Consider the following 23,981-nt stretch of genomic DNA (forward strand, 5'->3'; position numbering starts at 1 on the left):
CCTCCTAACGAGTTCCCCATCCCTTTTTATTAATTGTAATCAGAGCATAAAGTCGAATCGGGAATAGCATAAGCAACTGAATAATCGCAAAGAAAGGAATCAATAAATAAATAAGTGGCCGCTTAAAAGCGTAATACACTCCATTAATCAAAGTAGTTAAAATCGTGTAGAAAATACCAAATGTAAGCAAAATCCATGAAAATTCACCATTCCAATGACAAAGAGCTATTAACTGTGAAACGCCGAAAATGATCCATAGGCAACCTTCTCCAAGTAGCCATAAGGCCAGGGACGGTTTCTTCCACGCATATTCTTTTAAAGATAGAATTGTATATAAATAATATGATTTCGCCCATCTTACTTGTTGCTTAAAGAATGTTTTTGTTGTGACTGGCACATCAGTAATACATTGAGAAGTAGATTGATACTTTGTTTTTCCTCCGTATTTCAAGGAGATATGTGTTAAACATCGGTCATCGCCAGAATCACAATTTATGCCTAGGATTTCATCCTTTAAAAACTCATCCATATGCTCCAGAATAATTTCTCTCCGGTGCATTGATAATGCACCGGAACAAACCACTACACAGTCCGTCACAGATTGTGATGCTCTACCGACCCGGAAAGCATTATGGTACATAATATCCTGAAGTCTGGAAATAATAGAATCTCCTTCGTTACGAGCAGCAATATGTCCAACAGTAGATGTTACTTTTTCATCATTAAACGGCTTCAGTAATTCACGTACCGCATTTGGATAAATATATCCATCTGAATCACAAAGCATGATGATCTCGCCCTTTGCCTGTTTGAAAGCCCAGGCTTGTGCTTGCTTTTTCCCTCTGTTTTTTAGAAAACGATGTGTAATAATTTTTGTTTCAACTTTTCCTTCCAATTCTTTTGCCATTTTTACAATGCGATTGTATCCAGACAAATCTGTACTGCCATCATCTACAAAGAAGATTTCATACACAGGATAATCCTGTTCTAATAAGCACTCGATTGCTGTTACTACCGACTCTTCCCCTTCATTGTAATTAGGGATTACTACGCTTACTTTATAGTTTTTATTAGGCTCGTCTTTGTATGGTACGTAAAAGAAAGACAATAGCAATTTAAGCAACAGGTAGATAAAACTTATTGACATAAATGCTCCTAAATAGTATTCAATTGTTTTATCCACTCTAAAATTCAAATTTAGCATTAAAGATAGAAAGATACCGAATAATACCACTGCAACCAATCGACGGCCTGTACTTTCAACAATCAGTGGTTCCGGTACATGTCTCTTTTTCTCTCTTATAGTTTCTGTAGTTAAATTCATGTTATGAGACATTCCACCCTTTCCTGTATATATATATAAACATAAGATTTTACACAAAATGTATATTAGCATGAGAAGTATGCATTGTTGAATAGGAAAAATGGTGACAGATGTGGTAAATGATAGAAATGTAAAGTTCCGAGGATTAAAGCTAGAGAGAACGTTGGGGAATCATTCCATTTGGATAAATAAGAGTTGAATCAATTTTAATCTGAAATGGCAATATAAAAGATAAGATAGAATTCACACTTTTTTATTTTACAAAATGTAAATATAAGGGTATTGGAGGGAGTCATATTGACCAAAGCAGGAAGAGGTAAGTGTGAATTGTGTTTACGGGACCATGTGGAACGAACGGTTCACCATTTAATTCCACGGGAATTTGGCGGAGGTCCCGAAGATACCTCCAAGCTGTGTATTCCTTGCCATAAACAAGTTCATGCCCTTTATCCAAACTCGGAGCTGGCCGTCAGACTTAATACGATTGAGAAACTGAGGGATGACCCTGAAATAAAGAAATATTTAAATTGGATTAAAAAGCAGCCGGCAGGTAAATTGCCGAGAATAAAAAAATCCGGCTATAAGGCCGGAAGAAGGTGAGAGATTTAATTGTTCGCTGAGATCGGCTGATCAACTCCACTTATACCAATAACTGAGTTTCCGCTAATTCCGTTTGTATCAAAAATGATTCCTCCGTTAATTCCGGAACCTGAACCATTCACACTTTTGCTGGCATATTTTGGTGATATAACAAAGGAGTCGCCGAATTGAATAATTCCGCTTCCTGCATTGAGAACTTGAACGGAACCGACAAAAGCAGGCATTAAGTTTCCTCCCTTCTTTCATTTCTAGGCCTATTTATGAGTTGTCTGACATTCATAACTCTGGTTTCGGAACGGATAAATCGCCCGTTTCCGATTTGTAATAAAGAGGAGGCTGAAATAGCCTGCGTTCTGATGCAATCGACAAAAAGATATGGATTTTGATGTTCGAAATTAACTTGAATCATCTCATCAATTGGTTCGAAGTCCGGTACAGAGTAGAAGACTGCGTAATCACCAAAATTTCCTTCCTGTCCGTAAAAGAGTTCCTGTTCTCGTTGATAGGCAAGGACATTATCAACTGAATAATAATACTGGATTTCGCCAATATCAAAGCTAGCTCCCCTTGATAAGATGGACACATGGATATTGTCGACAACCGATGTCCTATTCCACATAGCAAATCCTCTCTATCGATTGACGATGGGCTGTAACGGCCCAAACTCTATGGCATTTAATGGGGTGTCAGATGCCGAAAAAAGCTGCATGGTTTCAGTGTCGCCGATTTTAATGACTGAAGAGCTTGATACTGAAATTAATTTAATACAGCCAACCTTTATTTGTTCATTCACGACATGGAAATTCATCACGTTGCTCACTGCTCCTTCATTGAATCAGGATAAACCTCCATAAATCTGATGATGGCGTTTTCTATATCCGTTTTCATAACTTCTGATATTTGCTCCCGTATATCCGGAATTTTATGCTCTGTTCGGTTATGAGGGGGCGTTTGGTCTAAATAATGATGTATGCGCTGTGGCAGCTGTCTGGCAATGTCCTCCATGATAAAGGAGCGCATGGTGTCATCTGCTTTTTGCTCGCAGATTTTTTCGGCTCTTTTAAAGATTTCGTCCTTATTATTATTTAGGTCGAGTAAGACCTCGCTCGATAATTGATGGACAAATTCGTCTCTGGCTGGAAAAAGAAATGGACCGGGAGGGGTGTGATGATCGATTGCCAATTCATCAATTTTTTCTAAATCTGATGGAGTTAAGCCAATATTCAAGGTGCCTTCTAATCTTTCCACCTTCAATTGGTCAAATTTATATTCAATTCGGTCCACTCGAATCGGCGCCTGCTGTTTTGCTACTGTTATTTCCTCTTTTAATTTCTTTATATCTTCTTCAAGTTTATAAATGGCTTGTTGCTGGGACTCCAGCGTGTTTTGTAAATAGTAAAGGAATTGGCTTACATCCTGTGGCAAATGACTCATCCTTTCCTATCCTGGACTTGGACCTGAGGAGTATTCTCTTCAGTCGCAAAAAAGGGATGATTCGCTTTTGGAGCCGGTGCCTCAAATCCGCCGGAATTGGTCATAAGGGATTTTGACTTTATGATACCGGCACTTCCAATTTGCAGGACGGAAGCATTGGCAATTGCGTTAATTTTAATTGTATTAATCATAATGGTTTGTTTAACAAAGATGTTCATTTCTTTCACCTCTATAACGTAAATGCAATTGGTTGGTCAACGGTATCTGCATCAAACGTATTTGTAGCACTATAAGGATTGTTCACAGCTACATAGTCACCCGTATTAAAAGATCCCGCTCCGGAAAATGTCTTGGCATTAGAGTAGGGAGTAACTTTATAAATATCCCCTACATTAAATACACCACTGCTCCCAATGCTGAGAATCTGGACAATACCTACAATACCTGGCATATGAACACCTTCCTTGGGTATCTCTGTGTCTTCCTTCCTTAACAATTCTTTGACAGTATATGTGTAATGGGCTCCAAAGGTGAGGGACCTCCAGCTTTTTAGAATACATATTTTAATAGGGGTTTTTCACAGAAACTGCTACACTAGTTTTAAAAGAAATTATTGGAAGAAAGGTGAGGTAGTTTTGCAATCTATAACAGATCAAAAGAGGATACATGTCATAGATTTTCTGCGTGGAATTTCAATTGTTGGAATTCTGCTTGTAAACATGCTTGATTTTCATTCACCGTTTTTATATCTTGAATATGATTATTGGCAGAACAAGGTAGATTTCTATACATACGCCCTAATTGATATTTTTGCACAGGGTAATTTTTACCCGTTATTTGCTTTTTTATTTGGTTTTGGCACGGTTATTTTAATGAAAAGAGCAGAACAAAAGGGAATTTCATTTCCTGCTTTATTTACGAGAAGGATGATATTTCTACTTTTGCTAGGGATGATTCATGCATTTCTAATTTGGCATGGGGATATTTTAATCACGTATGCCATCTGTGGATTTCTTTTGCTGCTTGTTTATCGATTAAAAGGTAAAACATTGCTTCACTTATCGGTATGGTTATATACCATTCCTTATGGAATATTAGGGTTACTTATGCTGCTGATCGAATTAATGACTCCAACATCAGGGTTGTTAAAAACTGATTTTTCAAAAATAAATGAAGCCATTGAGATCTATTCAAGCGGGACGTTCGCAGAGATTTTTTCCCTAAGATTTAATGACTGGGTTGCTGTCAATGGACTGCCAAATATGATTTTCATATTTTTATCAGTCTTTCCATGTATTCTGGCAGGAATGGCATTTGCTAAGCTGGGATGGATTTCAAATCTGAAAGTCCATTATAAAAAAATACGGATCATGTTCCTGGTATCTTTACCGATAGGACTTATTTTAAAAATGTATCCGTATCTGTCGAGCCAAAATTATGCGAGTGAATTTTTGCAGGATTCTTTTGGCGGCCCTTTACTGACACTGGCTATTATTACAGGGATTACCCTTCTTTATGAAAAATCTCCTAAGGTAAGAAAAATAGCTGTTCCTTTTGTCAGGCTGGGACGAATGTCACTTACGAACTACCTCATGCATTCTATTATATGTACGTTACTCTTTTATTCCTATGGACTTGGATTATATGGAGATGTAGGAGCATTTATGGGCTCCATCCTCGCTTTTCTGATTATCCTGTTCCAACTGGTATTTGCAAAATATTGGTTGCGATATTTTAGATTGGGACCAATTGAATATGTTTGGAGAATCGTTACGTACTGGGATAAACCATCATTCAAACGGGAAAAGGAGGTTGGTGCTTCTCAATGAAAAGAATCATGATAGTCGGAAGCGGAGGGACAGGCAAGTCTACTTTGGCGAAAGAACTTGGGTCAGTATTGAGTCTGCCCGTTTATCATCTGGATTTCTATTATTGGCGTCCAGGCTGGATTCCAACTCCGGAAAACGAATGGGATGATTTTGTTAGCAGTCTAGCCGGTAAGCCCTTATGGATTATAGATGGCAATTTTAATCGGACAATGGATCTTCGTTTAAATCAAGCAGACATGGTTATTTTCCTCGATTATTCTAGGTGGTCTTGTTTATATGGCGTGATTAAACGGCGATTTATGTATCATGGAAAGACACGACCAGATCTGAATGAAGGATGCCAAGAAAAGCTTGATTGGGAATTTATCAAATGGGTATGGGGATTTGAAAAGAAACAGGCACCGAGGTTACGTGAGAAGCTTCAAAAGATAGATGACAAACAGATTTACCATTTTAGAAATAGGAAACAGTTAGAAAAGTGGCTTGCTAACTTATCTTAGAAGGGATGAATGAAAGATGAAATTTTCAACGATTAAGGAAAATGGACAATCTGTAGCCGGACTTATTGATCATGATACTTTTTATTCTTTGGAAGCAATTAAACAAAGCTGCCCGGAGCTCGAAGGACTGCCGGTATCCCTGCAAGTATTGATTGAAGAATCTGAATCATGGCTGCCGAAACTTGAAAAGTGGGAGAAGGCTGCAAAGAAAATAGAGGGTAAAAATATAGATTCATTGACATGGTTAGCTCCATTGCCAAGGCCGAGCAAAAACATCTTTTGTGTAGGTAAAAACTATGCAGCACATGCAACGGAGTTTGATGGAGGCATTGTGCCAGAAGATATGATTGTGTTTACGAAAGCTCCAACAACGGTTAATGCCCATAAACAACCCGTTCCACTTCATAAAGAAGTAACAAATGAGCTGGATTATGAAGGGGAGTTGGCTATTGTAATCGGTAAAAAGGGAACCTCGATATCCCGCGAAAAAGCCTATGATTATATTTTCGGATATACCATCTTAAATGATATTACAGCACGTGATCTGCAATCCAGACATCAACAGTATTTCCTGGGGAAAAGCCTGGATGGTACATGTCCGATAGGTCCTTGGATTGTTTCAAAAGATGCAGTACCGCACCCGGAAGATCTCGAAATTGAAACAAAAGTGAATGGAGAAACAAGGCAATATGCCAGAACATCCTTATTTTTGTTTCCGATTGATGAAATTATTGCAACTATTTCTAAAGGAATTACATTAGAGCCTGGAGATGTCATTGCAACGGGTACACCGGCTGGGGTAGGGAAAGGTTTTAAACCACCGCGATATTTAAAAGACGATGATGTGATCGAAATAACGATTGAAGCAATTGGAACATTAAAATCAACAATACGTAAAGAGTAAGGACGTAATAGTCGTACATTAAATGCTATTATGCTACTATTATGTTGAATAATGTTGAAAGTGGGGGATTTTATGGGTGGAACTTATGAACATATTTTCATGTGGGTGTTATCTATTATTGTGTTCTTAGTGTCTTTAAAGATGACAGGTAAAAATTTAAAAATAATGATGATGATTAATAGGGTGCTATACATATTAATTATTGCAACTGGTATCATGTTGTTAATGAAAGTTTCCAATATTAGTGGAGAGTATATCGCCAAGACGATTATTGGTATTTGGGTAATCGCTGCAATGGAAATGACAAATGTGAAGAGATCAAAAGGAAAAAATCACAAATCATTCTTAATCCAGTTTTGGATTGCATTTGTTTTAGTTTTATTGCTTGGCTTTAGATTACCTTTTGGTATTCAAATATTCGGATAAGAGAGAGGCTCAGTCGATGAAGACTGGGCTTTTTATTTTGATTATTTTCATAGGAAGAATGGTCAGTGGTAGGAAGGCTAGCCATATAGTTAATCCATAAAGAAGATAACATCTCCCTTTTACTAAAGGAATTTGTATAAAATCTTTATAATAAGAGGTGTTTCAATTACTCTTCTAGAATTCTTAAAAACTAGGAAGGGAGATGAGGGTCCCTGAAATACACTGGACGTACTTTAAGGATTTTTAAACATGCAGAAATAGAGGCCAAAAGAACAACAAATATGGTTTATCCAGTCCATTTAGTATTAGGTATATTGCTCGAGAAGACAGGTGTCTGTGCTGAGCTATCTCTTAGATATCCAAAACTTTTGGATTTAGTAGATGAGCGAGTTAAGGAAATATACCCCAATAAATACGAACAAGGAATTAGTTATGAACCCTTTACAATAAATATTTCCCTATCGACTGAACAGGTACTAATAAGTGCGTGTAACCGAATGAAACATTTTAAACAAGTTTATTTAAATGAGGGCCATTTAGCTGATGCGCTATTTAGATGCAATGACGATTTAACAAGTGCCTTACTGGATGGATTAGATGTTTCAGGCATACTTGGAATAGTATCATCTCCAAGAGATATGATTGTTCCTCTAAAGGATTATGAATTCCCAACCATTTCAACAAGTAATATAAATTGTAGGAAAGCAGAGAAAAATGATGCTGCATGGTTAAAGTCTTTTGTAGAAAATGAATTCGGAAACAGATGGATACCCTCTGTTGAAAATGGATTTTCACAAGAGAATATTCCTATTTTCATCACTATAGAAAAAAACCAGATTAATGGTTTTGCTTGCTTTGATGTAGAAAAGAAGGGATTGTTCGGTCCGATGGGTACTTCTTTATCAAACCGAGAGCAAGGAATAGGATACACCCTCCTTCATCATTGCTTAAGAGAGATGAAAGAAAAGGGCTATGAATATGCTATTATTGGGCAGGCTGGCCCGTTGGAATTTTATGAAAAAGCGTGCAACGCTGTTATAATTCCAATGAATGAAGAACTTAACACTTAGCCCCATTTGTAAAAAAGTGATTTTGTCATTCATTGGGGACATTTCTTTCTAAATTGATGGAGTGAGTCAAACCTATATTTTTTGCATTAAATGATAATATGTTAATTCTAACTAAAAACTCTTATAATAAGTATCGCCTAAAAAATTAACGGTTCGTTTTGTTATAATGAAGTTTATGAAATAAATTTTTTCTCCGGGATATCAATCCGTGGATTTAATAGTTTGAACGAGAAGCAGGTGATCATATGATTTTGGAATGCATTATTGAAAATGAAAAAGATGCCATTAAAGCAGAACAGCTTGGCTTTAACCGGCTGGAGTTAGTGTCTGCCATGTCGGAAGGCGGATTGACTCCAAGTTACGGGACGGTAAAGCGTGTCATCGAAGGTGTGAAGCTTCCTGTTCAGGTGATGCTGCGCCCACACGGCTATTCATTTGAATATGATGAATTCGATTGGATGTCAATGAAGGAAGATCTTCAAGCCTTTTCAGATTTGGGTGTAGGTGGAATTGTATTTGGCTGTCTGAAGAATGGAGAAATTGACCAAGCTCTTTTGGAGAAAGTGATAAAGGAAGTACCTCATTTGGATATTACATTTCATAGGGCATTCGATGAACTCAAAACTCATGCAGATGGGCTTGAAGTTCTTTGTCAGTATTTCCCGACATGTAAAAAGGGTTCTAACTTCCGGCGGTAAGGTAAGCGCTTATGAAGGTAGGGAAAAATTAAAGCAGATGGTTGCTTTATCAGATGTATGGTCAGGTCCTGAGATATTGGTAGGCGGTGGCCTTGATACAGAGAATATCAAGGAATTACATTCATTTCTGGATGCAAAGGAGTACCATTTTGGAACAGGGGTCCGAAAAGACAAATCATTTGCCAACGGGTTCGACTTTAAGAAGACCAAATACTTGCTTGAATATTTTGGGATTAAGTAATGGAAGGGAACACTCATATTTTTAGATGGGTGTTTTTTTGTATATAACCAAAGGGACTTCAGACGGAAGTCCCTTTGGTTATATCATTTTAAATTGGAGATGTGGATTAACAGATGTTGCCTCATTCCTTAGTCTTTATTTCTTAATAGCTTTTCGATGACCATCCGTTTGCCCGTATTCAGGGTGAATTCGAAGCGGTTGTGTTCTTTATTGTGCTCGAAAAAATGATGATGGAGGGAACAGATATAGTCACTATTATCAAAGATAAAAAAGTTCGTGCCCGTTAATTGCGCCGCGGATGAAAAGGATAGTTGATTATATCCATATATACAATCATAGACAGAAAAATTCATGCTATTTAACGTTGTGATGAATTGAAAGAAGGCATCGTCCTGTAAATCTTCAAGTAAACGCTCTAAAGAATATTGTAAGTTTTTTTTGATCCGGACCTGATCTTCATCTTTTATAAATATAATTTCTTTGCCTGATAATAACTTTCCGTCCTCAACCAAAGTGCCCTTACGCCAGCGATTATTGCGATAGATGGATATCTCGTTATTCATATATTCCTCGAGTGGGTAGGCCTCATCCGTTTCTTCATCGAAAAAGACCCATTGATCATTAATGTTTTCAAAAATTCCTTCTGTATATGCTCTTAGCTGCTGACTTAATAGTTGAATTCTAAGTTGATTTTTCATGTGTGCGCCTCCAAGTGCAGATAAAAGAGTCATATGTAAAACTCAAGTCCTGCATTCCATTTTGTCATTATATAAAATCTTTGGCACTGTCTTCTATTTCTTTACATAAGCATCTTTTTTTATAACTCTATTCCTTAAAGTTGGACAATTAACAACTTTGTGTCTGGAGCATATCATGATAGCAGGATTGGGCCATTGCTTGTTTGAAAGGATGATGTATTTTGTGCGGTATTACTGGCTGGGTTGAATTTAATCGATCTATTAATCAAGAGAAAGAGATTCTCGTTAAAATGACGAATACACTCTCTAAACGTGGACCTGATGATACGAATATATGGGATAGCCAACATGTCGGTTTGGGACATAAAAGGCTCATTGTTGTCGACCCACAGTGTGGAAAACAACCAATGATTCGAGAAAAAAATGGAAATCGTTTTGTTCTATGCTACAATGGTGAACTTTACAATACAGAAGATATTCGCAAAGAACTATTATTAAAAGGATATTCATTCACTGGCCATTCGGACACTGAAGTTCTGTTAACTGCCTATATGGAATGGCAAGAAAAATGCGTGGATTTTTTTAATGGGATATTTGCCTTTGCGATTTGGGATGAAGCCAAACAACAATTATTTGTGGGAAGAGACCGAATGGGGGTAAAACCTTTTTTTTATTCCCTGCAAAATGGTCAATTTCTGTTTGGCTCTGAAATAAAGGCAATACTGGCTCACCCAGGAATTAAGCCGATTCTGACAAGAGAAGGGCTTGCCGAAATACTTGGACTTGGTCCATCTCGATCACCGGGATCAGGGGTTTTTAAAAACATCAAGGAACTCCGTCCAGGGCATACGTTAACTTTTAATAAGGATGGAATAGAGATTAAACGTTATTGGAATGTGAAGAGTGAAGCACATCGCGATAATCTGGATGAAACGGCGGAAAAGGTCCGTTTTCTGGTGAAAGATGCTGTGCAGAGACAATTGGTTTCAGATGTTCCGCTATGTACGTTCCTGTCAGGAGGTCTTGATTCAAGTGCGATAACAGCCATCGCCTCCAAACAATTTCAAAAGGAGGGAAAACCTGCGCTCAATACGTACTCAATTGACTATGAAGATAATGCTGCCCATTTTCAGGCGAATGAATTCCAGCCAAATGCAGATGGGCATTGGATTGAATTAATGAACCGGGAATTTGGAACAAAGCATCATTATTGTGTAATCAGCCAGGAAGAATTAATCACCAATCTGAGTGAGGCTATGATGGTAAAAGATTTACCAGGGATGGCTGATATCGATTCTTCCTTACTTTGGTTTTGCAGAAAAATAAAAAAAGAGTATGTCGTCGGCCTTTCTGGAGAATGTGCGGATGAGATATTTGGAGGCTATCCGTGGTTTCATAATCCTGAACAGTTATCAAATGATACTTTTCCATGGATGCGCTCTATACATGAACGGCATCAATTACTTAGGAAAGACTGGCAAGATAAACTCTCCATTGAAGAGTATGTAAAGGATAAATATCAACAAAGTATAATTGAGACGCCTTTACTTTCAGGGGAATCTGATATAGAAACGAAAAGGCGGCAGTTATTTTATATAAATATGACTTGGTTTATGACTAATTTATTGGATCGGAAAGACAGGATGAGTATGGGAGCCAGTTTGGAAGTACGGGTTCCATTTGCTGACCATCGCTTGGTGGAGTATGCATGGAATATACCGTGGGATATGAAAATGGCAGATAACCGTGAAAAAGGCATTTTACGAAGAGCTTTGAAGGGAATTCTTCCAGAAGAAGTCCTGTATAGAAAGAAAAGCCCATATCCGAAAACACATAATCCCCTTTATACAAAGCTGGTGAAGAAGTGGCTCGAAGAACTGCTGGAGGATACAGATTCCCCCTTATACGAATTCTTTGACAGAGATCAGCTGAAAGCCCTTGTAGAATCAGGAGGATCTTCATTTAAAACGCCATGGTATGGTCAATTAATGTCCGGTCCACAATTACTTGCTTATTTGATACAGGTGCATTTATGGTTTAAACACTATAATATCATTTTGGAAGATTCTTGAATTAACTTAGGCTGCCTGAGAACCTATCGGCAGCCTTTTGATTTGCATATAATGTGACTTATAATTAATGCTTTCTTAAATAATATGTTATAAATGGTCATGGGAAAATTTGAATTTATATTTCAAAAATTAATGTACGCTAGTTATCAATCTCGCTTATGGGGAGCAGCTTTTGTTTTGATGGGCGGATGTTCTGACGATACATTTGATTATTTTCGTGGATGGTTGATTGGCCAGGGAGAAGAGATATTTAACAAAGTAACGAAAAATCCTGAATTTTTAGCTGAATACATAAGTGAAGTTAACCTTGATGATGAAGGGTTCCTGCAAAATGAAGAATTGTTAACTGTTGGATTGGATGCCTATACCCTCATCAAGACAGGTGATACGGAATGGGATGACAATATATATGATGAGTTTTTGGATGTGCTTGAAAAAAAGGGGTTGAAGCCTGTACCTGATATAGAATTTGAGTGGAAAGAAGAGGATCCGGAAAATTTATTTCCGGTTTTATGGGAAAGATTTGGAGAAGAACCTCTAGGTTAGAAAAGGAACCTTAGAAAAGGATTGGCATGATATAAAAAAGCCGGAAACCCTTTGGAATGTACATTTACCACGGTTCCCGGCTGTTATTTCTTATTTAAAAATTTGGCTAATTACTTCATCTAGTGACATTGTACTATCAACTTCAAATACGCCAGGTTTCAGTTTGTTTTCTAACTTCCTGCTTTCAATTGTTTTTGTAAAACTGGAAGCATTATCTATAATTTTTCCTTTAACCAAGGCGTTTGCCACATCAATACTGGTCATTCCGCTAGCTACATTTATTACTGTTTTGTAGATAACTTTTTGATCCTGTTGATCTGAGGTTTCTTTTGCTGTTTTCTCTGCTTCTTTCAGTTCAGCAGAGTATTCGTCCTCTGTTTTTATAACATAACCCAAAGAAGATAACTCATCCTTCATTTCATCTTCTGTCAGTTCTTTAGTAACGGCATTTTTCGGAGATTCTGAAGCCTGAGTAACTGTTTCTTCTTCGGAGGAGGAAAAATACACAGCACCGCATACACCTGCTGCTACAATTATTCCTGCAGCAAAACTGCTTAAAACTTTAGGCGTCATGGACTGCTTTCCTCCTTCTTTGGCTTGGACTATCATATGCAGCAAGCCTTCCTAACACTTCATCCTCTGTCAGTTTGGTAATAGAGGCAATACTTTTTGTGGAATAGCCGCGTTTGTATAAATCTAGCATTTTGATCATGACTTGACGTTCCTCAGTGTGATATCCCATGATACCAGCTTCATTAGCCGTAACTTCTTCATGTAGTTCTAGTTTGTTGATTTGTTCCTGCAACTTATTTGTTTCATCCAGCATGACAGCATAATAGGTATCCAGCTGCTTTGTTTCTTTTTCCTCCTGCTTCTTCATTTTAAGAAATGAAATAAGGAGCAAAACGACTGCTATACTAAATAAAATGATTAGCGCTATTTTCATTAGTTTTAAATCCTCCTAAAAAAATCTTCTTTCTATTATACATAGAAAATCTAATAAATTACGACTAAAATCGCTAAAATGAAAAGAACTTGTAATCTTCTCTATGAGAAGAGTTCTCTTAAGTGTACCCGCACTGTTGTATGCACTGCAATGTAAAAAAGTTCCTTTTGTGGAATTCTATTTAAAGATGTGGAAGAGTAGATAAGTTAGAAAATAAATAAAAAACCCCTTAAAAGTTAGATTGGTGTTTAACTTTTAAGGGGCCGTTCATATTAGGTGGCCTTACACTTATTTGGAGACTGATAGAATCGTATACCCGCTTTCTGAAAGGGTAAGCTGGTTCTTATTATCCCATTGACTTTTAGAATCCATATAAAGAGGTTTGGCTTCCTTCCATTCATCCATAGATAAAGATTTAGGTTCTTTGCCAAGATTAATGCAAACATAGGAAAGAGAGTCTTCGCTTTCTCTTTTATACATGACTACTTCAGGATCATGAGAGACAAAGAGAATATCGCCTTCATTGGCAAGTTCTTTATGTTTTTTGCGCAAGTTGATTAGAGTTTGTACGTGCTTATGCAGATCCAGATTTTGGCTTTCCTCATCCCAAGGCATACATTTACGGCAGCCCGGATCCTGTTCACCATCAAGCCCAATTTCATCACCGTAATAAAGGCATGGTGTACCTGTAAAGGTTAGTAATATCGTGAAAATCTGCTTAATCTCATCTAAATTGTTTTTACATTCTGTTAAAATTCTTGGCGTGTCATGGCTTCCGACTAAATTAAAAGCGGCCATATTCACAGTGTGAGGGTACATATGATACACCTTCGTCATTTTTTCAGCGAACTGTACCGGCGTAATCGATTTCTTAGCGAACATTTCTAATATAGCTGTTAAAAATGGGTAATTCATCACGGCATCGAATTGGTCTCCACGCAGCCAAGGCATGGAATCATGCCAGATTTCCCCCAGTATGTACGCATCCTCTTTTTCGGATCTAACGGCTTTGCGAAAATCACGCCAGAAATCAAAATCCACTTCATTGGCCACATCAAGTCTCCAGCCATCAATATTACACTCACGAATCCAGTACTTAGCTACATTCAGCAAGTATTCTCTTACTTCCAGATTTTTTGTATTTAATTTTGGCATGGTTTCTACAAAACCAAAAGCATCATAATTCAGATTCTTTTCATCCAGTGGAAGGTTGTGTGCATGGAACCAATCCTTATACTTGGAATCTTTCCCTTTTTCAAGTACATCCTGAAATGGTTTGAAATGATAGCCGCTATGATTGAAGACAGCATCGAGCATCACTCTAATTCCACGTTTATGACTTTCCTCTACGAGCAGTTTTAATGTTTCCTTCGTCCCGAATTGCGGATCAAGTTCCATATAATCAATCGTGTCATATTTATGATTGGAATAGGCATGGAATATTGGTGTGAAATAAATACCGTTTATACCGAGATCCTTTAGATAATCCAAATGATCAATGACACCTGCTAAGTCACCGCCAAAGAAATTGGTTGTTGTTGGTTCTGTACTTCCCCATGGAAGTGTACCTTTAGGGTCTAATTTGGTATCACCATTTGCAAAGCGTTCAGGGAAGATTTGGTACCAAACCGTATCTTTAACCCATTCAGGAGCACTGAATACTTCTGTATGATGAAGGTATGGCAGGGCAAATAGTAGGCCGATATCAGGAAGCTCCTCATAAAATCCTTTTTCGGAAAAATAGGCTGTTTCTCCGTTCGTGTCAGTTAAGCGAAAGGCATATCGAGCTCTTCGGTGTGGAAGTTCAATGGTATAGCGCCAATAATCATAAAGTTCATCACTGCCCGTGTATTTCATATCCTCAGCTTGGTAAATCCATTTGCTTTCTTTAAATACATAGGGATCCCCATGTATTAATTCCATTTTTGTAATGTCATTTTTCTTACTCATGATCATAATCGTGATGGAGTTTATTGAAGAACTGTACATAAATTGATCTCGGGCAAAGTGTATAACAGATGCTTTATCCATATGATATTTCTCCTCTCAGTATATACGAAAAATAAATGCAAACGCTTGCGCTACCCTGACTTTAACTATATCAGTTCAAGGCAGTATATCAATCTAAAAAAAACAGATTATACCATTGTATTTCTACCCATAATTTAAAGGAAACTAACTCAATAATTTTTGAAATGGGTTTAATTGCAAGTCCAATCGTAATTTTTTCCTATTCTTCCAAAAATACTTTGTTTCCGGATTGACGGCTGGCGGTACAAAGGGATAAGGTTATTTATGGGAGAAATAGGGGGGACAGATATATGTTGAAAAAGGTAATGGCCATACTGCTGATGCCGTTAATCTTGCTTTATGCAGTACCTGTATCTGCTGCTGAAAAAGCGGACGGAGATTGGCAGGATGAGTCCATCTACTTCATCATGGTGGACAGATTTTATAACGGGAATACGAAAAACGATTTTAGTGTAGACTTGGATAATTTTAATACATACCAGGGCGGGGATTTTGCCGGTATCATTGAAAAACTTGATTATTTGCAGGAAATGGGTTTTACCGCTATCGCACTGAATCCAATCGTTGAAAACACAGAATCAGGCTATCATGGGAATTGGGCTTTGGATTACAAGAAAATTAATGAGAATTATGGAACATTAGAGGAATTTAAAAAGCTTGTTGAAGAAACACATAAACGTGATATGAAAGTAATTGTAGATTTTAATCCGAATCATGTTGGGCCTGATCATCCATGGCTTAAAGAACCAGCAAAAAAAGAGTGGTTCCATGATAAAAATGTACTGGCTTCGGGTAGCCAAAAGGAAGGTATACAGACTGGATGGATAGACGGATTGCCTGATTTGGCACAGGAAAATCCTGAGGTTGCTGCCTACTTGCTGGATGCTGCAAAGTGGTGGATTACTGAAACCAATATTGATGGCTACCGGTTAAATAGTCTTCAGTACGTGCCTGTTGATTTTTGGGAAACCTTCAGTAAAGAAATGAAATCAGTGAAGAATGATTTCTTTCTGCTTGGTAACGGGACTATTGAAAATGAATCTAATTTGGTTGCCCTTCAGAATTCAGGTATTTCCGGGATAATAGATGATCAACAAATGAACGCGTTGAGAAGGGTATTTGCTAAACCGGACCAGGAGATGGATTCATTATTCTCTATCTGGAGTGAGCGGTTGAAATCAATGAGTCAGCCTCATCAGTTGGGAATCATGGTTGATAATGAAGACATTCCCAGATTCACAAAATCAATGGAAGATAATAATCAATTCCCAGGTACAAGATGGGAATTACTTATGACCTATATGTACACAACACCTGGCATTCCAATGGTGTATTACGGTTCTGAAATAGCCTTAAATGGCAATAAGATACCCGATAATCGAAAGATGATGGATTTTAGAACAGACAAGGACCTAATTGAATATATTAGTAAAGTATCAGAATTACGCAACGAGTATCCGGCTCTGCGAAAAGGAACACTTGAGCTTTTGGATGAGCAAGATGGTATGGCCGTCTATAAAAGAGAGTATAAAGACCAAATAATGATTGTTGCGATTAATAATAGTTCGAAAACAAAAACCATTCAACTCGATCCAACTAAGCTTGCATCAAATGAAGAGTTACGTGGCAGGCTTAACGGAGATATGGTAAGAGAAAGCAAGGATACCTATTCAATCACATTGGATCGTGAGACATCAGAAGTCTATTTGGCAGCTAAAAAAAGTGGCGTGAATTACGTTTATATGGCTGTTATTGTCTTCGTTATTATCGCATTTCTTATTTTTCTTTATCTGGCTTGGAAAAAAGGCAAACAGCAAAACAACCATACTTGAAATATAATGGAGGGATCTAATATCTCTCCATTTTTTTTAATAACAACCATGGATTAATTAACATAAGTGAGGATGAAAGTGCTTGAATAAGAAGTGGTGGAAGGAAGCAGTTTGTTATCAGATTTATCCAAAGAGTTTTAAAGACTCAAATGGAGACGGAATCGGTGATCTGCAGGGAGTAATTAGTAAGCTAGATTATTTAACCGAGATGGGGATAGATGTTATTTGGATTTGCCCTATTTATCAGTCCCCAAATGTAGATAATGGATATGATATCAGTGATTACCAATCAATCATGGACGAATTTGGAACCATGAAAGATTTTGACGAATTACTTGAGGATGTTCATAAACGGGGTATGAAGCTTATAATGGATCTCGTTGTTAACCATACAAGTGATGAACATCCTTGGTTTTTTGAATCCAAAACGGCAGTGGATTCACCGAAAAGAGATTGGTATATATGGAGTGATGGCAGACCTGGTATCCCTCCTAATAATTGGGAGAGTATTTTCTCCGGCAGTGCATGGGAATTTGATGTGGAAAGCGGGCAATATTATTTGCATGTATTTGCAGCAAAGCAACCGGATTTGAATTGGGAAAACAAGGAGATGAGGGAAGCTGTATACGAAATGGTCAATTGGTGGCTGGATAAAGGGATTGATGGATTCCGGGTTGATGCAATTAGCCATATTAAAAAGAAGAGTGGTTATCCGAATGACTCAGGGGTGAAAAGTGGCGGAATAAAAGGATTCAAGATGTACACGATCCAAGACGGAATTCATGATTTTCTTCAAGAATTAAAAATGAACACCTTCTCAAACTATGACATTATGACGGTTGCGGAAGCAAGTGGTGTAAGTGCCGAAGATGCAGACCCATGGGTAGGAGAAAATAACGGTGCTTTTGATATGGTGTTTCAATTTGAGCATTTAAGTTTATGGGAAAAAGAAACCAAAGTGGATCTCGATCTTGTAGCATTAAAACGAATCCTATCAAAATGGCAAACTGAGTTACATGGTAAAGGATGGAATGCGTTATTTATTGAAAATCATGATAAACCACGCATTGTGTCAACGCTTGGAAATGATCAGGCGTATTGGAAAGAAAGTGCTAAGATGCTGGGAACTATGTATTTCTTTATGCAGGGTACTCCTTTTATTTATCAGGGCCAGGAAATTGGTATGACTAATGTGGCTTTTCCTTCTATTCATGATTACGATGATATTAGTATGAAGAATTATTACCAGCTGGAAACGGCAAAAGGGAGAGACCATCTAGATATTATGAAAGTGATTTGGAAGAACGGACGTGATAATTCTAGAACACCTATGCAATGGGATAAGTCGCTAAACGGTGGATTTACTTCGGGTATCCCTTGGATGAAGGTGAACCCAAATTATAAGGCGATTAATGTCAACGATCAGCGTTATGATTCAAGTTCAATTCTTTCCTTTTATAAAGAAATGATTCGGTTGCGCAAGAAGTACGATTGTCTTGTTTATGGTGAGTATAAGCTTTATTTCGAGGATGATCCGAATGTATACATGTACTCTAGATTTACAGATGAGCAAACGGCATTAGTGATCTGTAATTTCAGTGAGTATCAGCAGACTATTAAACTTCCGGTGTTCAATGGGTTGACAGGTGAGCTTATTCTTAGTAATTATAATAATCAGTATAATGAAGTGGACGGACAGATTAGCATCTATTTATTACCATATGAATCAAGAGTCTATCTCTTCAATCAAATCGCTAAATAGGAAGTGGGGAACAATCGTATGGCGATAACGATAAAAGATGTAGCGAAATTGGCAAATGTGGCACCGTCGACAGTATCCAGAGTAATTGCCAATAATTCACGAATAAGTGAGAAAACAAAAAGAAGAGTTAGAGATGTTATGGAAGAACTTGGATATCATCCGAATTTTATTGCGAGAAGTTTGGCAAATAAATCGAGTGAAGTTTTAGGCATTGTTATGCCAAAGTCCGGTGATGGATCATTTCTCAATCCATTTTTCTCCACAGTTATGAAAGGGTTGAGTCAGGCAGCGCATGAAGATTTGTATGGCTTGCAAATTACAACAGGTATATCAGATGATGGGATATTTGACGAAGTTGAAAAAATGATCCATGGCGGCAGAGTGGACGGAGTAATTTTACTCTATTCCAAAATAGATGATAAAGTTTTGAACTATCTTTATAAAATGAAGTACCCGTTTGTTGTTATCGGAAAGCCTCCTATGCATGATAGCAGTATTACGTACGTAGACAACGATAATTTTCAGGCGGGTAAAGATGTAGCTAAGTATTTGCTGTCGAATGGCCATAAGGATATCGCCTTTATTGGGGGTAGTGCTCATCTTGTCGTCACGATTGAACGGATGAGAGGATATGAAGAAGTATTGAAGGAAGCTGGAATACCAATTTTAAAGGAATATGCGATTCATGAAGATTTTATGCTTGAAGGTGGAAAAGAAGCTGTCAAACAATTAATGAATCTCGAAAAGCCTCCTTCAGCCTTGATTGTAGCAGATGATTTTATGGCGCTTGGTGTACTAAACATGCTCGATGAGATGGATATCAGTGTTCCGGAGGATATCTCAGTTGTAAGCTTTAATAATATTTTAACTTCACAATTGTCAAAGCCTCCGCTCTCATCTGTTGATATTGATATTGAAACATTGGGATATCAGGCCGTCAAATTATTGATTTCTAAAATTAAGAACCCCAAGGGGCCGACCAAGCGCATGATTATTCCGCATCAACTAATTATTCGGTCTTCAGTTGTCAAAAAGGAGTTACTTTAATAACTTGATAAAAAAACGGTGAAGAAACGTTATCTGGTTTCTTCACCGTTTGTTATAATATATCGTTTATCCGTTAACGACACTGCCGCCATTCACATGCAAAGTTTGACCAGATACATAGGATGAATCATCACTTGCCAGGTAAACATAGGTTGGAGCTAACTCATCGGGTTGTCCAATACGTCCCAGCGGAGTATTTTGTCCCCAGCTTTCCTCGATTTGTTCTGCAGAGAAGGAGGCTGGAATCAATGGTGTCCAAATAGGACCTGGTGCAACAGCATTAACATAAATACCTTTAGGAGCAATACTATTGGAGAGGGCACGGGTAAAGGATACAATCGCCCCTTTTGTCGATGAGTAATCAATTAACAATGGATTCCCCTGATAGGCTGTAACACTGGCAGAATTGATGATTTTTCCGCCTTTTGGAAGATGTTTTAAGGCTGCTTTCGCCATGTAAAAATAACCAAATATATTGGTTCGGAATGTACGTTCCAATTGTTCTGCTGTAATGTCGGTAAATTCCTTCTGAACATGCTGTTCCCCGGCATTATTAACAAGAATATCAAGTTTGCCGAATGTTTCCACTGTCTTTTCCACAGCGTTTATACAAACTTCCTCAGAACCGACATCTCCTGTGATTAATAAGCATTTACGGCCTTCCGCTTCCACAAGCTCTTTTGTTTTTTCAGCATCTTCCTGCTCTCTGTCGACATAAAGAATCGCGACATCAGCACCTTCTCTGGCATAGTAGACTGCAACGGATCGGCCGATTCCACTGTCACCACCTGTGATAATAGCAACTTTATTTTTTAATTTACCACTGCCTTTATAGGAAGATGAAACGGTAATTGGTTCAGGATCCATTTTATGCTGCAATCCTGGTTGAACTTCCTGTTCCTGTCCTGGTGCACTTTCAAATCTTTCACTCATAACTAAATACCTCCATTATTTTTATCTATGTGTCTACTTTTCCACTCTTTGGAGAAATCAAACATGTTCCTAAAGCATAAAGTAATAGATTGTATGTTTGGCATTTTAATAGGATTATTTTGATTTAAGAAATAGTCTAAAATTAGAAGAAAGGGATAGAAAAAGGGTAACAATCACAAGGCATTGTTACCCATTCATTTGAAAATAGTACCGAACTAAATAGTCGATCAATTAACCATTAACAACAGATCCGCCATTTACATGGAGTACTTGTCCGCTGACATAGCTGGAATCATCACTTGCTAAATAAACATAAGTAGGTGCCAATTCAGATGGTTGACCTGCGCGTCCAAGTGGCACATTTTGGCCAAATTCAGCTACTTTATCAGCTTCGAATGTAGCTGGAATTAATGGTGTCCAAATTGGACCCGGTGCAACTGCATTCACGCGGATTCCTTTGCTGGCAATATTATTGGAAAGTGCACGGGTAAAGGAAACAATGGCACCTTTTGTTGAAGAATAATCAATCAATTGTGCGTTACCTTGATAGGCTGTTACAGATGTTGTATTGATAATTGAGCTTCCTTTAGATAAATGAGGAAGGACGGCTTTTGTTAAATAGAATTGTGAAAAGATATTGGTTCTAAATGTTTTTTCTAATTGTTCATCACTGATATCCAACAGGCTTTCCTGAGGATGCTGTTCAGCTGCGTTATTGACTAAGATATCAATTTTGCCGAATTCACTTTTAACTTTTTCAACGATTTCACGGCAAAAAGCACTGTCACCGACATCTCCAGCCAATAGCATACATTGTACGCCTTCGCTTTCTACTAAATCTTTTGCTTTATTCGCATCTTCATGTTCATTTAAATACACAATCGCAACGTTGGCGCCTTCTTTAGCATAATAGTGGGCAATGGATCGGCCAATCCCACTGTCTCCGCCTGTGATAATTGCTACTTTTCCTTTTAATTTATCGCTGCCTTTATAATTTTCGTCGAATTCTTTTGGCTCAGGTTTCATTTTTTTAGTTACACCTGGTTGAGTATCCTGTTCTTGGGCTGGAAATCCATCTTTACCGGTTTTTATATCTTCATTCATTTCGCAACATCCTTTCCAATTAATGTTTCCCTATTGTTATTCCTCATTTATGGAAAAAGAAACATTGGAAAGTATAATTATTTAGCTATTTGGTAATAAAAAGAGGGGTGCAACGTAGTTGAAGAGGGTCTTAAAATAGAGAGAAATGATTATTCATTCGGAGTAAATCCAGTATAATAACTGCACCTGCAATTGTTAAATTGGATCTGGCAATAGAGGTGCAGTTTATTTAAGCTTTTTCTCTTTCAGCCTATGTAACTACTAGCGGAAGTTGATAAATTGAACCTCGATGGAAAGATCAGCTTCCCTAATCGCGGCGATAACTTGCTGAAGATCATCTTTGTTTTTTCCCGTCACGCGGATTTGATCATCCTGTATTTGGGATTTTACTTTGTTACCTGAATTTTTAATGATAGCATTGATTTTCTTGGCATTTTCTTTGTCTATGCCTTGTACCAATTTAGCTCTTTGCCGAACTGTCCCGCCTGAAGCACCCTCCAGTTTTCCATAATCAAGGTTTTTAATAGGAACGCCACGTTTAATCAGTTTACTGATTAAAACATCTTTCAGTTGCTCCATTTTGTAATCATCATCAGAAACAAGAACGAGTTCTTCATTTTCCAGATGAATATCACTTTTACTTCCTTTAAAATCATAGCGTGTTTTAATTTCTTTCACAGCCATCGTAACAGCGTTTGATACCTCGGATAGGTCAATTTTTGAAACAACGTCAAATGAGCTTTCTTTAGCCATATTATCCCTCCGTTTTTTATTTTCATTATAAAAAAACCTCTATATAAGTTCAAATACAATTAAAAAAGAGGATTTTAATTGAAATCCTCTTTATACACAGTTAAGATGTGAGATGGAGATTTTACTTATAAGTGATCAGTTTTTTTTGAAAAAGATTTTTTCCCGGCTTTTCGGTTTTTCTCTTCCTGGATATTTTTTAATTCATGCTTAGCTTGATTATCTCTGGCTTTTTTATTGTTATCTGAAGTATGATAGGCCATGTGTGCTATCCCCCTTGCAATTTATTTACTGTGAATATGTCTAGTATGTTGCTAGTAGGGAAAAATATGTATACATCAGAATACAGAGTCAGGATAGTTTGTTTAGGAAGAAAATAGCGATCGTTCCTGGACCGGCATGTGCGCCAACAGTTGCGCCGACAGATGAAATATAAACAGATTTTGGGTGGAAATTTTCTTCAATCAATTGCTTAAATTCCATAGCCTTTTCGATGTCGTCACCATGGCTGATACCAATTATTTGTTTATCTAATTGGTCACCGCGTTCTTTCATGGTATCGATTACGGCTTGCATTAGTTTTTTGCGGCCGCGGAATTTGTCTAGTGGGATCAGTTTACCATCTTCAACATTTAACAGTGGCTTGATATTCAATAATCCGCCGATAAAAGCTGAAGTTTTGGATATTCGTCCGCCTCGAGCCAGGTATTCCACATTGTCCACGGTAAACAAATGTTCCATATGGGAGGCAGTAAACTGTGCTGTTTTTTTCAGTTCTTCCATGGTGGCTCCTTTGGCAGCCTTGCGTACGGCTTCCATGACGACTAGACCATATCCTAAGGATGCACATTTGCTATCTATTATTTCCAAATGAAAATCTGGGTACTCAGCTTTAACTTCGTCTCTCATCATAACCGCTGTTTGGTAGGTACCGCTTAATTCGGAAGAAAAGGCGATATAAAGGCCGGGTTGTTTATTTTTTGCCAGCTGTTCAAATTTTTCATAAAAATTTTGTGGAGACACCTGTGATGTTTTAGGTGATTTTCCTGATCGCATGGCATCGTAGACTACTTTTGGTTTGATGGTAACTTGATCATCATATTCATTGTCATCAAGATGTACTTTTAATGGAAAAAGAATGATGTTGTTATCCTGGAAGTATTCTAATGGCAAATCACTTGCACTATCGGCCAAAATTTGTACACTCATATAGACACCTACTTTTTTAAAATTT

Annotated in this window: 29 protein-coding genes and 1 pseudogene; 14 read left to right on the plus strand and 16 right to left on the minus strand. The window is 37.6% G+C overall.

Translation table 11 applies throughout. The features are described from left to right. Window positions 1-4: 4 nt before the first annotated feature. A complete protein-coding gene (locus tag AC4G3L_RS08215) occupies window positions 5-1,324 on the minus strand; it encodes a glycosyltransferase (RefSeq protein ID WP_491076474.1) in 1,320 nt (439 codons plus the stop codon). Window positions 1,325-1,621: 297 nt separating this feature from the next. On the opposite strand from AC4G3L_RS08215, the gene hlpB reads away from it, so the two are divergent. After that, complete coding sequence (gene hlpB / locus AC4G3L_RS08220) at window positions 1,622-1,924, plus strand: HNH nuclease-like protein HlpB (RefSeq protein WP_491076475.1); 303 nt, start codon at window positions 1,622-1,624, stop codon at window positions 1,922-1,924. Between the two features lie 5 nt (window positions 1,925-1,929). On the opposite strand, the gene AC4G3L_RS08225 is transcribed toward hlpB, so the two are convergent. Genes AC4G3L_RS08225 through AC4G3L_RS08250 form a run of 6 tightly spaced genes read right to left on the minus strand, consistent with a single transcriptional unit; the run spans window position 1,930 to window position 3,809 of the window. After that, window positions 1,930-2,148 carry a spore germination protein gene (locus AC4G3L_RS08225; protein WP_491076476.1) on the minus strand — a complete coding sequence of 73 codons (219 nt, stop codon included), beginning with the start codon at window positions 2,146-2,148 and terminating at the stop codon, window positions 1,930-1,932. Next, on the minus strand, window positions 2,148-2,543 hold the full coding sequence (locus AC4G3L_RS08230; protein ID WP_491076477.1) for a spore germination protein GerPE: 396 nt from the start codon (window positions 2,541-2,543) through the stop codon (window positions 2,148-2,150). Before AC4G3L_RS08230 ends, AC4G3L_RS08225 begins: the two co-directional genes overlap by 1 nt. A 12-nt stretch (window positions 2,544-2,555) precedes the next feature. Next, window positions 2,556-2,732, minus strand: coding sequence for a spore gernimation protein GerPD (locus AC4G3L_RS08235; protein WP_491077170.1), 177 nt, complete (start codon window positions 2,730-2,732; stop codon window positions 2,556-2,558). Between the two features lie 8 nt (window positions 2,733-2,740). Beyond that, the gene (gerPC, locus tag AC4G3L_RS08240; RefSeq protein ID WP_491076478.1) at window positions 2,741-3,358 is read right to left on the minus strand and encodes a spore germination protein GerPC; all 618 of its coding nucleotides are present in this window, start codon (window positions 3,356-3,358) and stop codon (window positions 2,741-2,743) included. Further along, entirely contained in the window at window positions 3,355-3,576 is a 222-nt protein-coding gene (locus tag AC4G3L_RS08245; protein WP_491076479.1) for a spore germination protein GerPB, read from the minus strand. The genes gerPC and AC4G3L_RS08245 overlap by 4 nt, the downstream gene beginning before the upstream one ends. Window positions 3,577-3,587: 11 nt before the next feature. Beyond that, window positions 3,588-3,809, minus strand: a complete 222-nt coding sequence (locus AC4G3L_RS08250) for a spore germination protein (RefSeq protein ID WP_491076480.1) — start codon at window positions 3,807-3,809, stop codon at window positions 3,588-3,590. A gap of 184 nt (window positions 3,810-3,993) precedes the next feature. Between AC4G3L_RS08250 and AC4G3L_RS08255 the strand changes: the two genes are divergently transcribed. The 7 genes from AC4G3L_RS08255 (at window position 3,994) to AC4G3L_RS08285 (ending at window position 9,026) form a co-directional block, all read left to right on the plus strand. Next, window positions 3,994-5,187 carry a DUF418 domain-containing protein gene (locus tag AC4G3L_RS08255; protein WP_491076481.1) on the plus strand — a complete coding sequence of 398 codons (1,194 nt, stop codon included), beginning with the start codon at window positions 3,994-3,996 and terminating at the stop codon, window positions 5,185-5,187. Continuing rightward, the gene (locus AC4G3L_RS08260; RefSeq protein WP_491076482.1) at window positions 5,184-5,687 is read left to right on the plus strand and encodes a DNA topology modulation protein; all 504 of its coding nucleotides are present in this window, start codon (window positions 5,184-5,186) and stop codon (window positions 5,685-5,687) included. Before AC4G3L_RS08255 ends, AC4G3L_RS08260 begins: the two co-directional genes overlap by 4 nt. Window positions 5,688-5,703: 16 nt before the next feature. Further along, a complete protein-coding gene (locus AC4G3L_RS08265; protein WP_491076483.1) occupies window positions 5,704-6,591 on the plus strand; it encodes a fumarylacetoacetate hydrolase family protein in 888 nt (295 codons plus the stop codon). Window positions 6,592-6,663: 72 nt separating this feature from the next. Continuing rightward, on the plus strand, window positions 6,664-7,017 hold the full coding sequence (locus tag AC4G3L_RS08270; RefSeq protein WP_491076484.1) for a YisL family protein: 354 nt from the start codon (window positions 6,664-6,666) through the stop codon (window positions 7,015-7,017). Window positions 7,018-7,385: 368 nt separating this feature from the next. Continuing rightward, a complete protein-coding gene (locus AC4G3L_RS08275; protein WP_491076485.1) occupies window positions 7,386-8,087 on the plus strand; it encodes a GNAT family N-acetyltransferase in 702 nt (233 codons plus the stop codon). Window positions 8,088-8,332: 245 nt separating this feature from the next. Then, window positions 8,333-8,785 (plus strand): copper homeostasis protein CutC, encoded by a 453-nt coding sequence (locus tag AC4G3L_RS08280; RefSeq protein ID WP_491076486.1) that lies wholly within the window; start codon window positions 8,333-8,335, stop codon window positions 8,783-8,785. Then, window positions 8,721-9,026, plus strand: coding sequence for a copper homeostasis protein CutC (locus tag AC4G3L_RS08285; RefSeq protein ID WP_491077171.1), 306 nt, complete (start codon window positions 8,721-8,723; stop codon window positions 9,024-9,026). Before AC4G3L_RS08280 ends, AC4G3L_RS08285 begins: the two co-directional genes overlap by 65 nt. 128 nt (window positions 9,027-9,154) lie before the next feature. Here the strand turns inward: AC4G3L_RS08285 and AC4G3L_RS08290 are convergent, their stop codons facing one another. Continuing rightward, window positions 9,155-9,724 (minus strand): DUF2777 family protein, encoded by a 570-nt coding sequence (locus tag AC4G3L_RS08290; RefSeq protein ID WP_491076487.1) that lies wholly within the window; start codon window positions 9,722-9,724, stop codon window positions 9,155-9,157. Between the two features lie 221 nt (window positions 9,725-9,945). Between AC4G3L_RS08290 and asnB the strand changes: the two genes are divergently transcribed. Then, window positions 9,946-11,796 (plus strand): asparagine synthase (glutamine-hydrolyzing), encoded by a 1,851-nt coding sequence (asnB, locus tag AC4G3L_RS08295; protein ID WP_491076488.1) that lies wholly within the window; start codon window positions 9,946-9,948, stop codon window positions 11,794-11,796. A 99-nt stretch (window positions 11,797-11,895) separates the two neighbouring features. Beyond that, on the plus strand, window positions 11,896-12,342 hold the full coding sequence (locus AC4G3L_RS08300; protein ID WP_491076489.1) for a DUF4240 domain-containing protein: 447 nt from the start codon (window positions 11,896-11,898) through the stop codon (window positions 12,340-12,342). A 90-nt stretch (window positions 12,343-12,432) separates the two neighbouring features. Here AC4G3L_RS08300 and AC4G3L_RS08305 read toward each other — a convergent pair whose 3' ends face one another. The 3 genes from AC4G3L_RS08305 to AC4G3L_RS08315 form a co-directional block, all read right to left on the minus strand. After that, window positions 12,433-12,915: an aminodeoxychorismate lyase gene (locus AC4G3L_RS08305; RefSeq protein WP_491076490.1), complete on the minus strand. Its 483-nt coding sequence runs from the start codon at window positions 12,913-12,915 to the stop codon at window positions 12,433-12,435. Further along, window positions 12,905-13,288 (minus strand): hypothetical protein, encoded by a 384-nt coding sequence (locus tag AC4G3L_RS08310; RefSeq protein WP_491076491.1) that lies wholly within the window; start codon window positions 13,286-13,288, stop codon window positions 12,905-12,907. Before AC4G3L_RS08310 ends, AC4G3L_RS08305 begins: the two co-directional genes overlap by 11 nt. Before the next feature lie 288 nt (window positions 13,289-13,576). Next, window positions 13,577-15,319, minus strand: coding sequence for a glycoside hydrolase family 13 protein (locus tag AC4G3L_RS08315; RefSeq protein WP_491076492.1), 1,743 nt, complete (start codon window positions 15,317-15,319; stop codon window positions 13,577-13,579). A gap of 170 nt (window positions 15,320-15,489) precedes the next feature. Between AC4G3L_RS08315 and AC4G3L_RS08320 the strand changes: the two are divergent. The 4 genes and pseudogenes from AC4G3L_RS08320 to AC4G3L_RS08335 form a co-directional block, all read left to right on the plus strand. Continuing rightward, window positions 15,490-15,575, plus strand: a pseudogene (locus AC4G3L_RS08320) (sugar ABC transporter permease); the annotation flags it as partial. Between the two features lie 34 nt (window positions 15,576-15,609). Then, window positions 15,610-17,151, plus strand: coding sequence for an alpha-amylase family glycosyl hydrolase (locus tag AC4G3L_RS08325; RefSeq protein WP_491076493.1), 1,542 nt, complete (start codon window positions 15,610-15,612; stop codon window positions 17,149-17,151). Between the two features lie 82 nt (window positions 17,152-17,233). Next, entirely contained in the window at window positions 17,234-18,913 is a 1,680-nt protein-coding gene (locus AC4G3L_RS08330; protein WP_491076494.1) for a glycoside hydrolase family 13 protein, read from the plus strand. Window positions 18,914-18,931: 18 nt separating this feature from the next. Next, the gene (locus AC4G3L_RS08335) at window positions 18,932-19,960 is read left to right on the plus strand and encodes a LacI family DNA-binding transcriptional regulator (RefSeq protein WP_491076495.1); all 1,029 of its coding nucleotides are present in this window, start codon (window positions 18,932-18,934) and stop codon (window positions 19,958-19,960) included. Between the two features lie 66 nt (window positions 19,961-20,026). On the opposite strand, the gene AC4G3L_RS08340 is transcribed toward AC4G3L_RS08335, so the two are convergent. The 5 genes from AC4G3L_RS08340 to AC4G3L_RS08360 all read right to left on the minus strand — a co-directional run bounded on the left by AC4G3L_RS08340 (window position 20,027) and on the right by AC4G3L_RS08360 (window position 23,956). After that, window positions 20,027-20,893: an SDR family oxidoreductase gene (locus tag AC4G3L_RS08340; protein WP_491076496.1), complete on the minus strand. Its 867-nt coding sequence runs from the start codon at window positions 20,891-20,893 to the stop codon at window positions 20,027-20,029. A gap of 231 nt (window positions 20,894-21,124) precedes the next feature. Further along, window positions 21,125-21,997 carry an SDR family oxidoreductase gene (locus tag AC4G3L_RS08345; RefSeq protein WP_491076497.1) on the minus strand — a complete coding sequence of 291 codons (873 nt, stop codon included), beginning with the start codon at window positions 21,995-21,997 and terminating at the stop codon, window positions 21,125-21,127. A 261-nt stretch (window positions 21,998-22,258) separates the two neighbouring features. Next, complete coding sequence (locus AC4G3L_RS08350) at window positions 22,259-22,750, minus strand: YajQ family cyclic di-GMP-binding protein (RefSeq protein ID WP_491076498.1); 492 nt, start codon at window positions 22,748-22,750, stop codon at window positions 22,259-22,261. A 125-nt stretch (window positions 22,751-22,875) separates the two neighbouring features. Beyond that, complete coding sequence (locus tag AC4G3L_RS08355) at window positions 22,876-23,010, minus strand: DUF3941 domain-containing protein (RefSeq protein WP_491076499.1); 135 nt, start codon at window positions 23,008-23,010, stop codon at window positions 22,876-22,878. An 88-nt stretch (window positions 23,011-23,098) separates the two neighbouring features. Then, window positions 23,099-23,956 (minus strand): DegV family protein, encoded by an 858-nt coding sequence (locus tag AC4G3L_RS08360; RefSeq protein ID WP_491076500.1) that lies wholly within the window; start codon window positions 23,954-23,956, stop codon window positions 23,099-23,101. Window positions 23,957-23,981: the final 25 nt, after the last annotated feature.

The sequence above is a fragment of the Bacillus sp. z33 genome, assembly GCF_058313615.1.

Coding starts and splice junctions, on each gene's coding strand:
- AC4G3L_RS08215 (WP_491076474.1), bottom strand. CDS start 1,324: ATGAATTTAACTACAGAAACTATAAGAGAGAAAAAGAGACATGTACCG.
- AC4G3L_RS08225 (WP_491076476.1), bottom strand. CDS start 2,148: ATGCCTGCTTTTGTCGGTTCCGTTCAAGTTCTCAATGCAGGAAGCGGA.
- AC4G3L_RS08230 (WP_491076477.1), bottom strand. CDS start 2,543: ATGTGGAATAGGACATCGGTTGTCGACAATATCCATGTGTCCATCTTA.
- AC4G3L_RS08235 (WP_491077170.1), bottom strand. CDS start 2,732: ATGAATTTCCATGTCGTGAATGAACAAATAAAGGTTGGCTGTATTAAA.
- gerPC (WP_491076478.1), bottom strand. CDS start 3,358: ATGAGTCATTTGCCACAGGATGTAAGCCAATTCCTTTACTATTTACAA.
- AC4G3L_RS08245 (WP_491076479.1), bottom strand. CDS start 3,576: ATGAACATCTTTGTTAAACAAACCATTATGATTAATACAATTAAAATT.
- AC4G3L_RS08250 (WP_491076480.1), bottom strand. CDS start 3,809: ATGCCAGGTATTGTAGGTATTGTCCAGATTCTCAGCATTGGGAGCAGT.
- AC4G3L_RS08260 (WP_491076482.1), top strand. CDS start 5,184: ATGAAAAGAATCATGATAGTCGGAAGCGGAGGGACAGGCAAGTCTACT.
- AC4G3L_RS08265 (WP_491076483.1), top strand. CDS start 5,704: ATGAAATTTTCAACGATTAAGGAAAATGGACAATCTGTAGCCGGACTT.
- AC4G3L_RS08270 (WP_491076484.1), top strand. CDS start 6,664: ATGGGTGGAACTTATGAACATATTTTCATGTGGGTGTTATCTATTATT.
- AC4G3L_RS08280 (WP_491076486.1), top strand. CDS start 8,333: ATGATTTTGGAATGCATTATTGAAAATGAAAAAGATGCCATTAAAGCA.
- AC4G3L_RS08285 (WP_491077171.1), top strand. CDS start 8,721: ATGGGCTTGAAGTTCTTTGTCAGTATTTCCCGACATGTAAAAAGGGTT.
- AC4G3L_RS08290 (WP_491076487.1), bottom strand. CDS start 9,724: ATGAAAAATCAACTTAGAATTCAACTATTAAGTCAGCAGCTAAGAGCA.
- AC4G3L_RS08300 (WP_491076489.1), top strand. CDS start 11,896: ATGGGAAAATTTGAATTTATATTTCAAAAATTAATGTACGCTAGTTAT.
- AC4G3L_RS08305 (WP_491076490.1), bottom strand. CDS start 12,915: ATGACGCCTAAAGTTTTAAGCAGTTTTGCTGCAGGAATAATTGTAGCA.
- AC4G3L_RS08310 (WP_491076491.1), bottom strand. CDS start 13,288: ATGAAAATAGCGCTAATCATTTTATTTAGTATAGCAGTCGTTTTGCTC.
- AC4G3L_RS08315 (WP_491076492.1), bottom strand. CDS start 15,319: ATGGATAAAGCATCTGTTATACACTTTGCCCGAGATCAATTTATGTAC.
- AC4G3L_RS08325 (WP_491076493.1), top strand. CDS start 15,610: ATGTTGAAAAAGGTAATGGCCATACTGCTGATGCCGTTAATCTTGCTT.
- AC4G3L_RS08335 (WP_491076495.1), top strand. CDS start 18,932: ATGGCGATAACGATAAAAGATGTAGCGAAATTGGCAAATGTGGCACCG.
- AC4G3L_RS08340 (WP_491076496.1), bottom strand. CDS start 20,893: ATGAGTGAAAGATTTGAAAGTGCACCAGGACAGGAACAGGAAGTTCAA.
- AC4G3L_RS08345 (WP_491076497.1), bottom strand. CDS start 21,997: ATGAATGAAGATATAAAAACCGGTAAAGATGGATTTCCAGCCCAAGAA.
- AC4G3L_RS08350 (WP_491076498.1), bottom strand. CDS start 22,750: ATGGCTAAAGAAAGCTCATTTGACGTTGTTTCAAAAATTGACCTATCC.
- AC4G3L_RS08355 (WP_491076499.1), bottom strand. CDS start 23,010: ATGGCCTATCATACTTCAGATAACAATAAAAAAGCCAGAGATAATCAA.
- AC4G3L_RS08360 (WP_491076500.1), bottom strand. CDS start 23,956: ATGAGTGTACAAATTTTGGCCGATAGTGCAAGTGATTTGCCATTAGAA.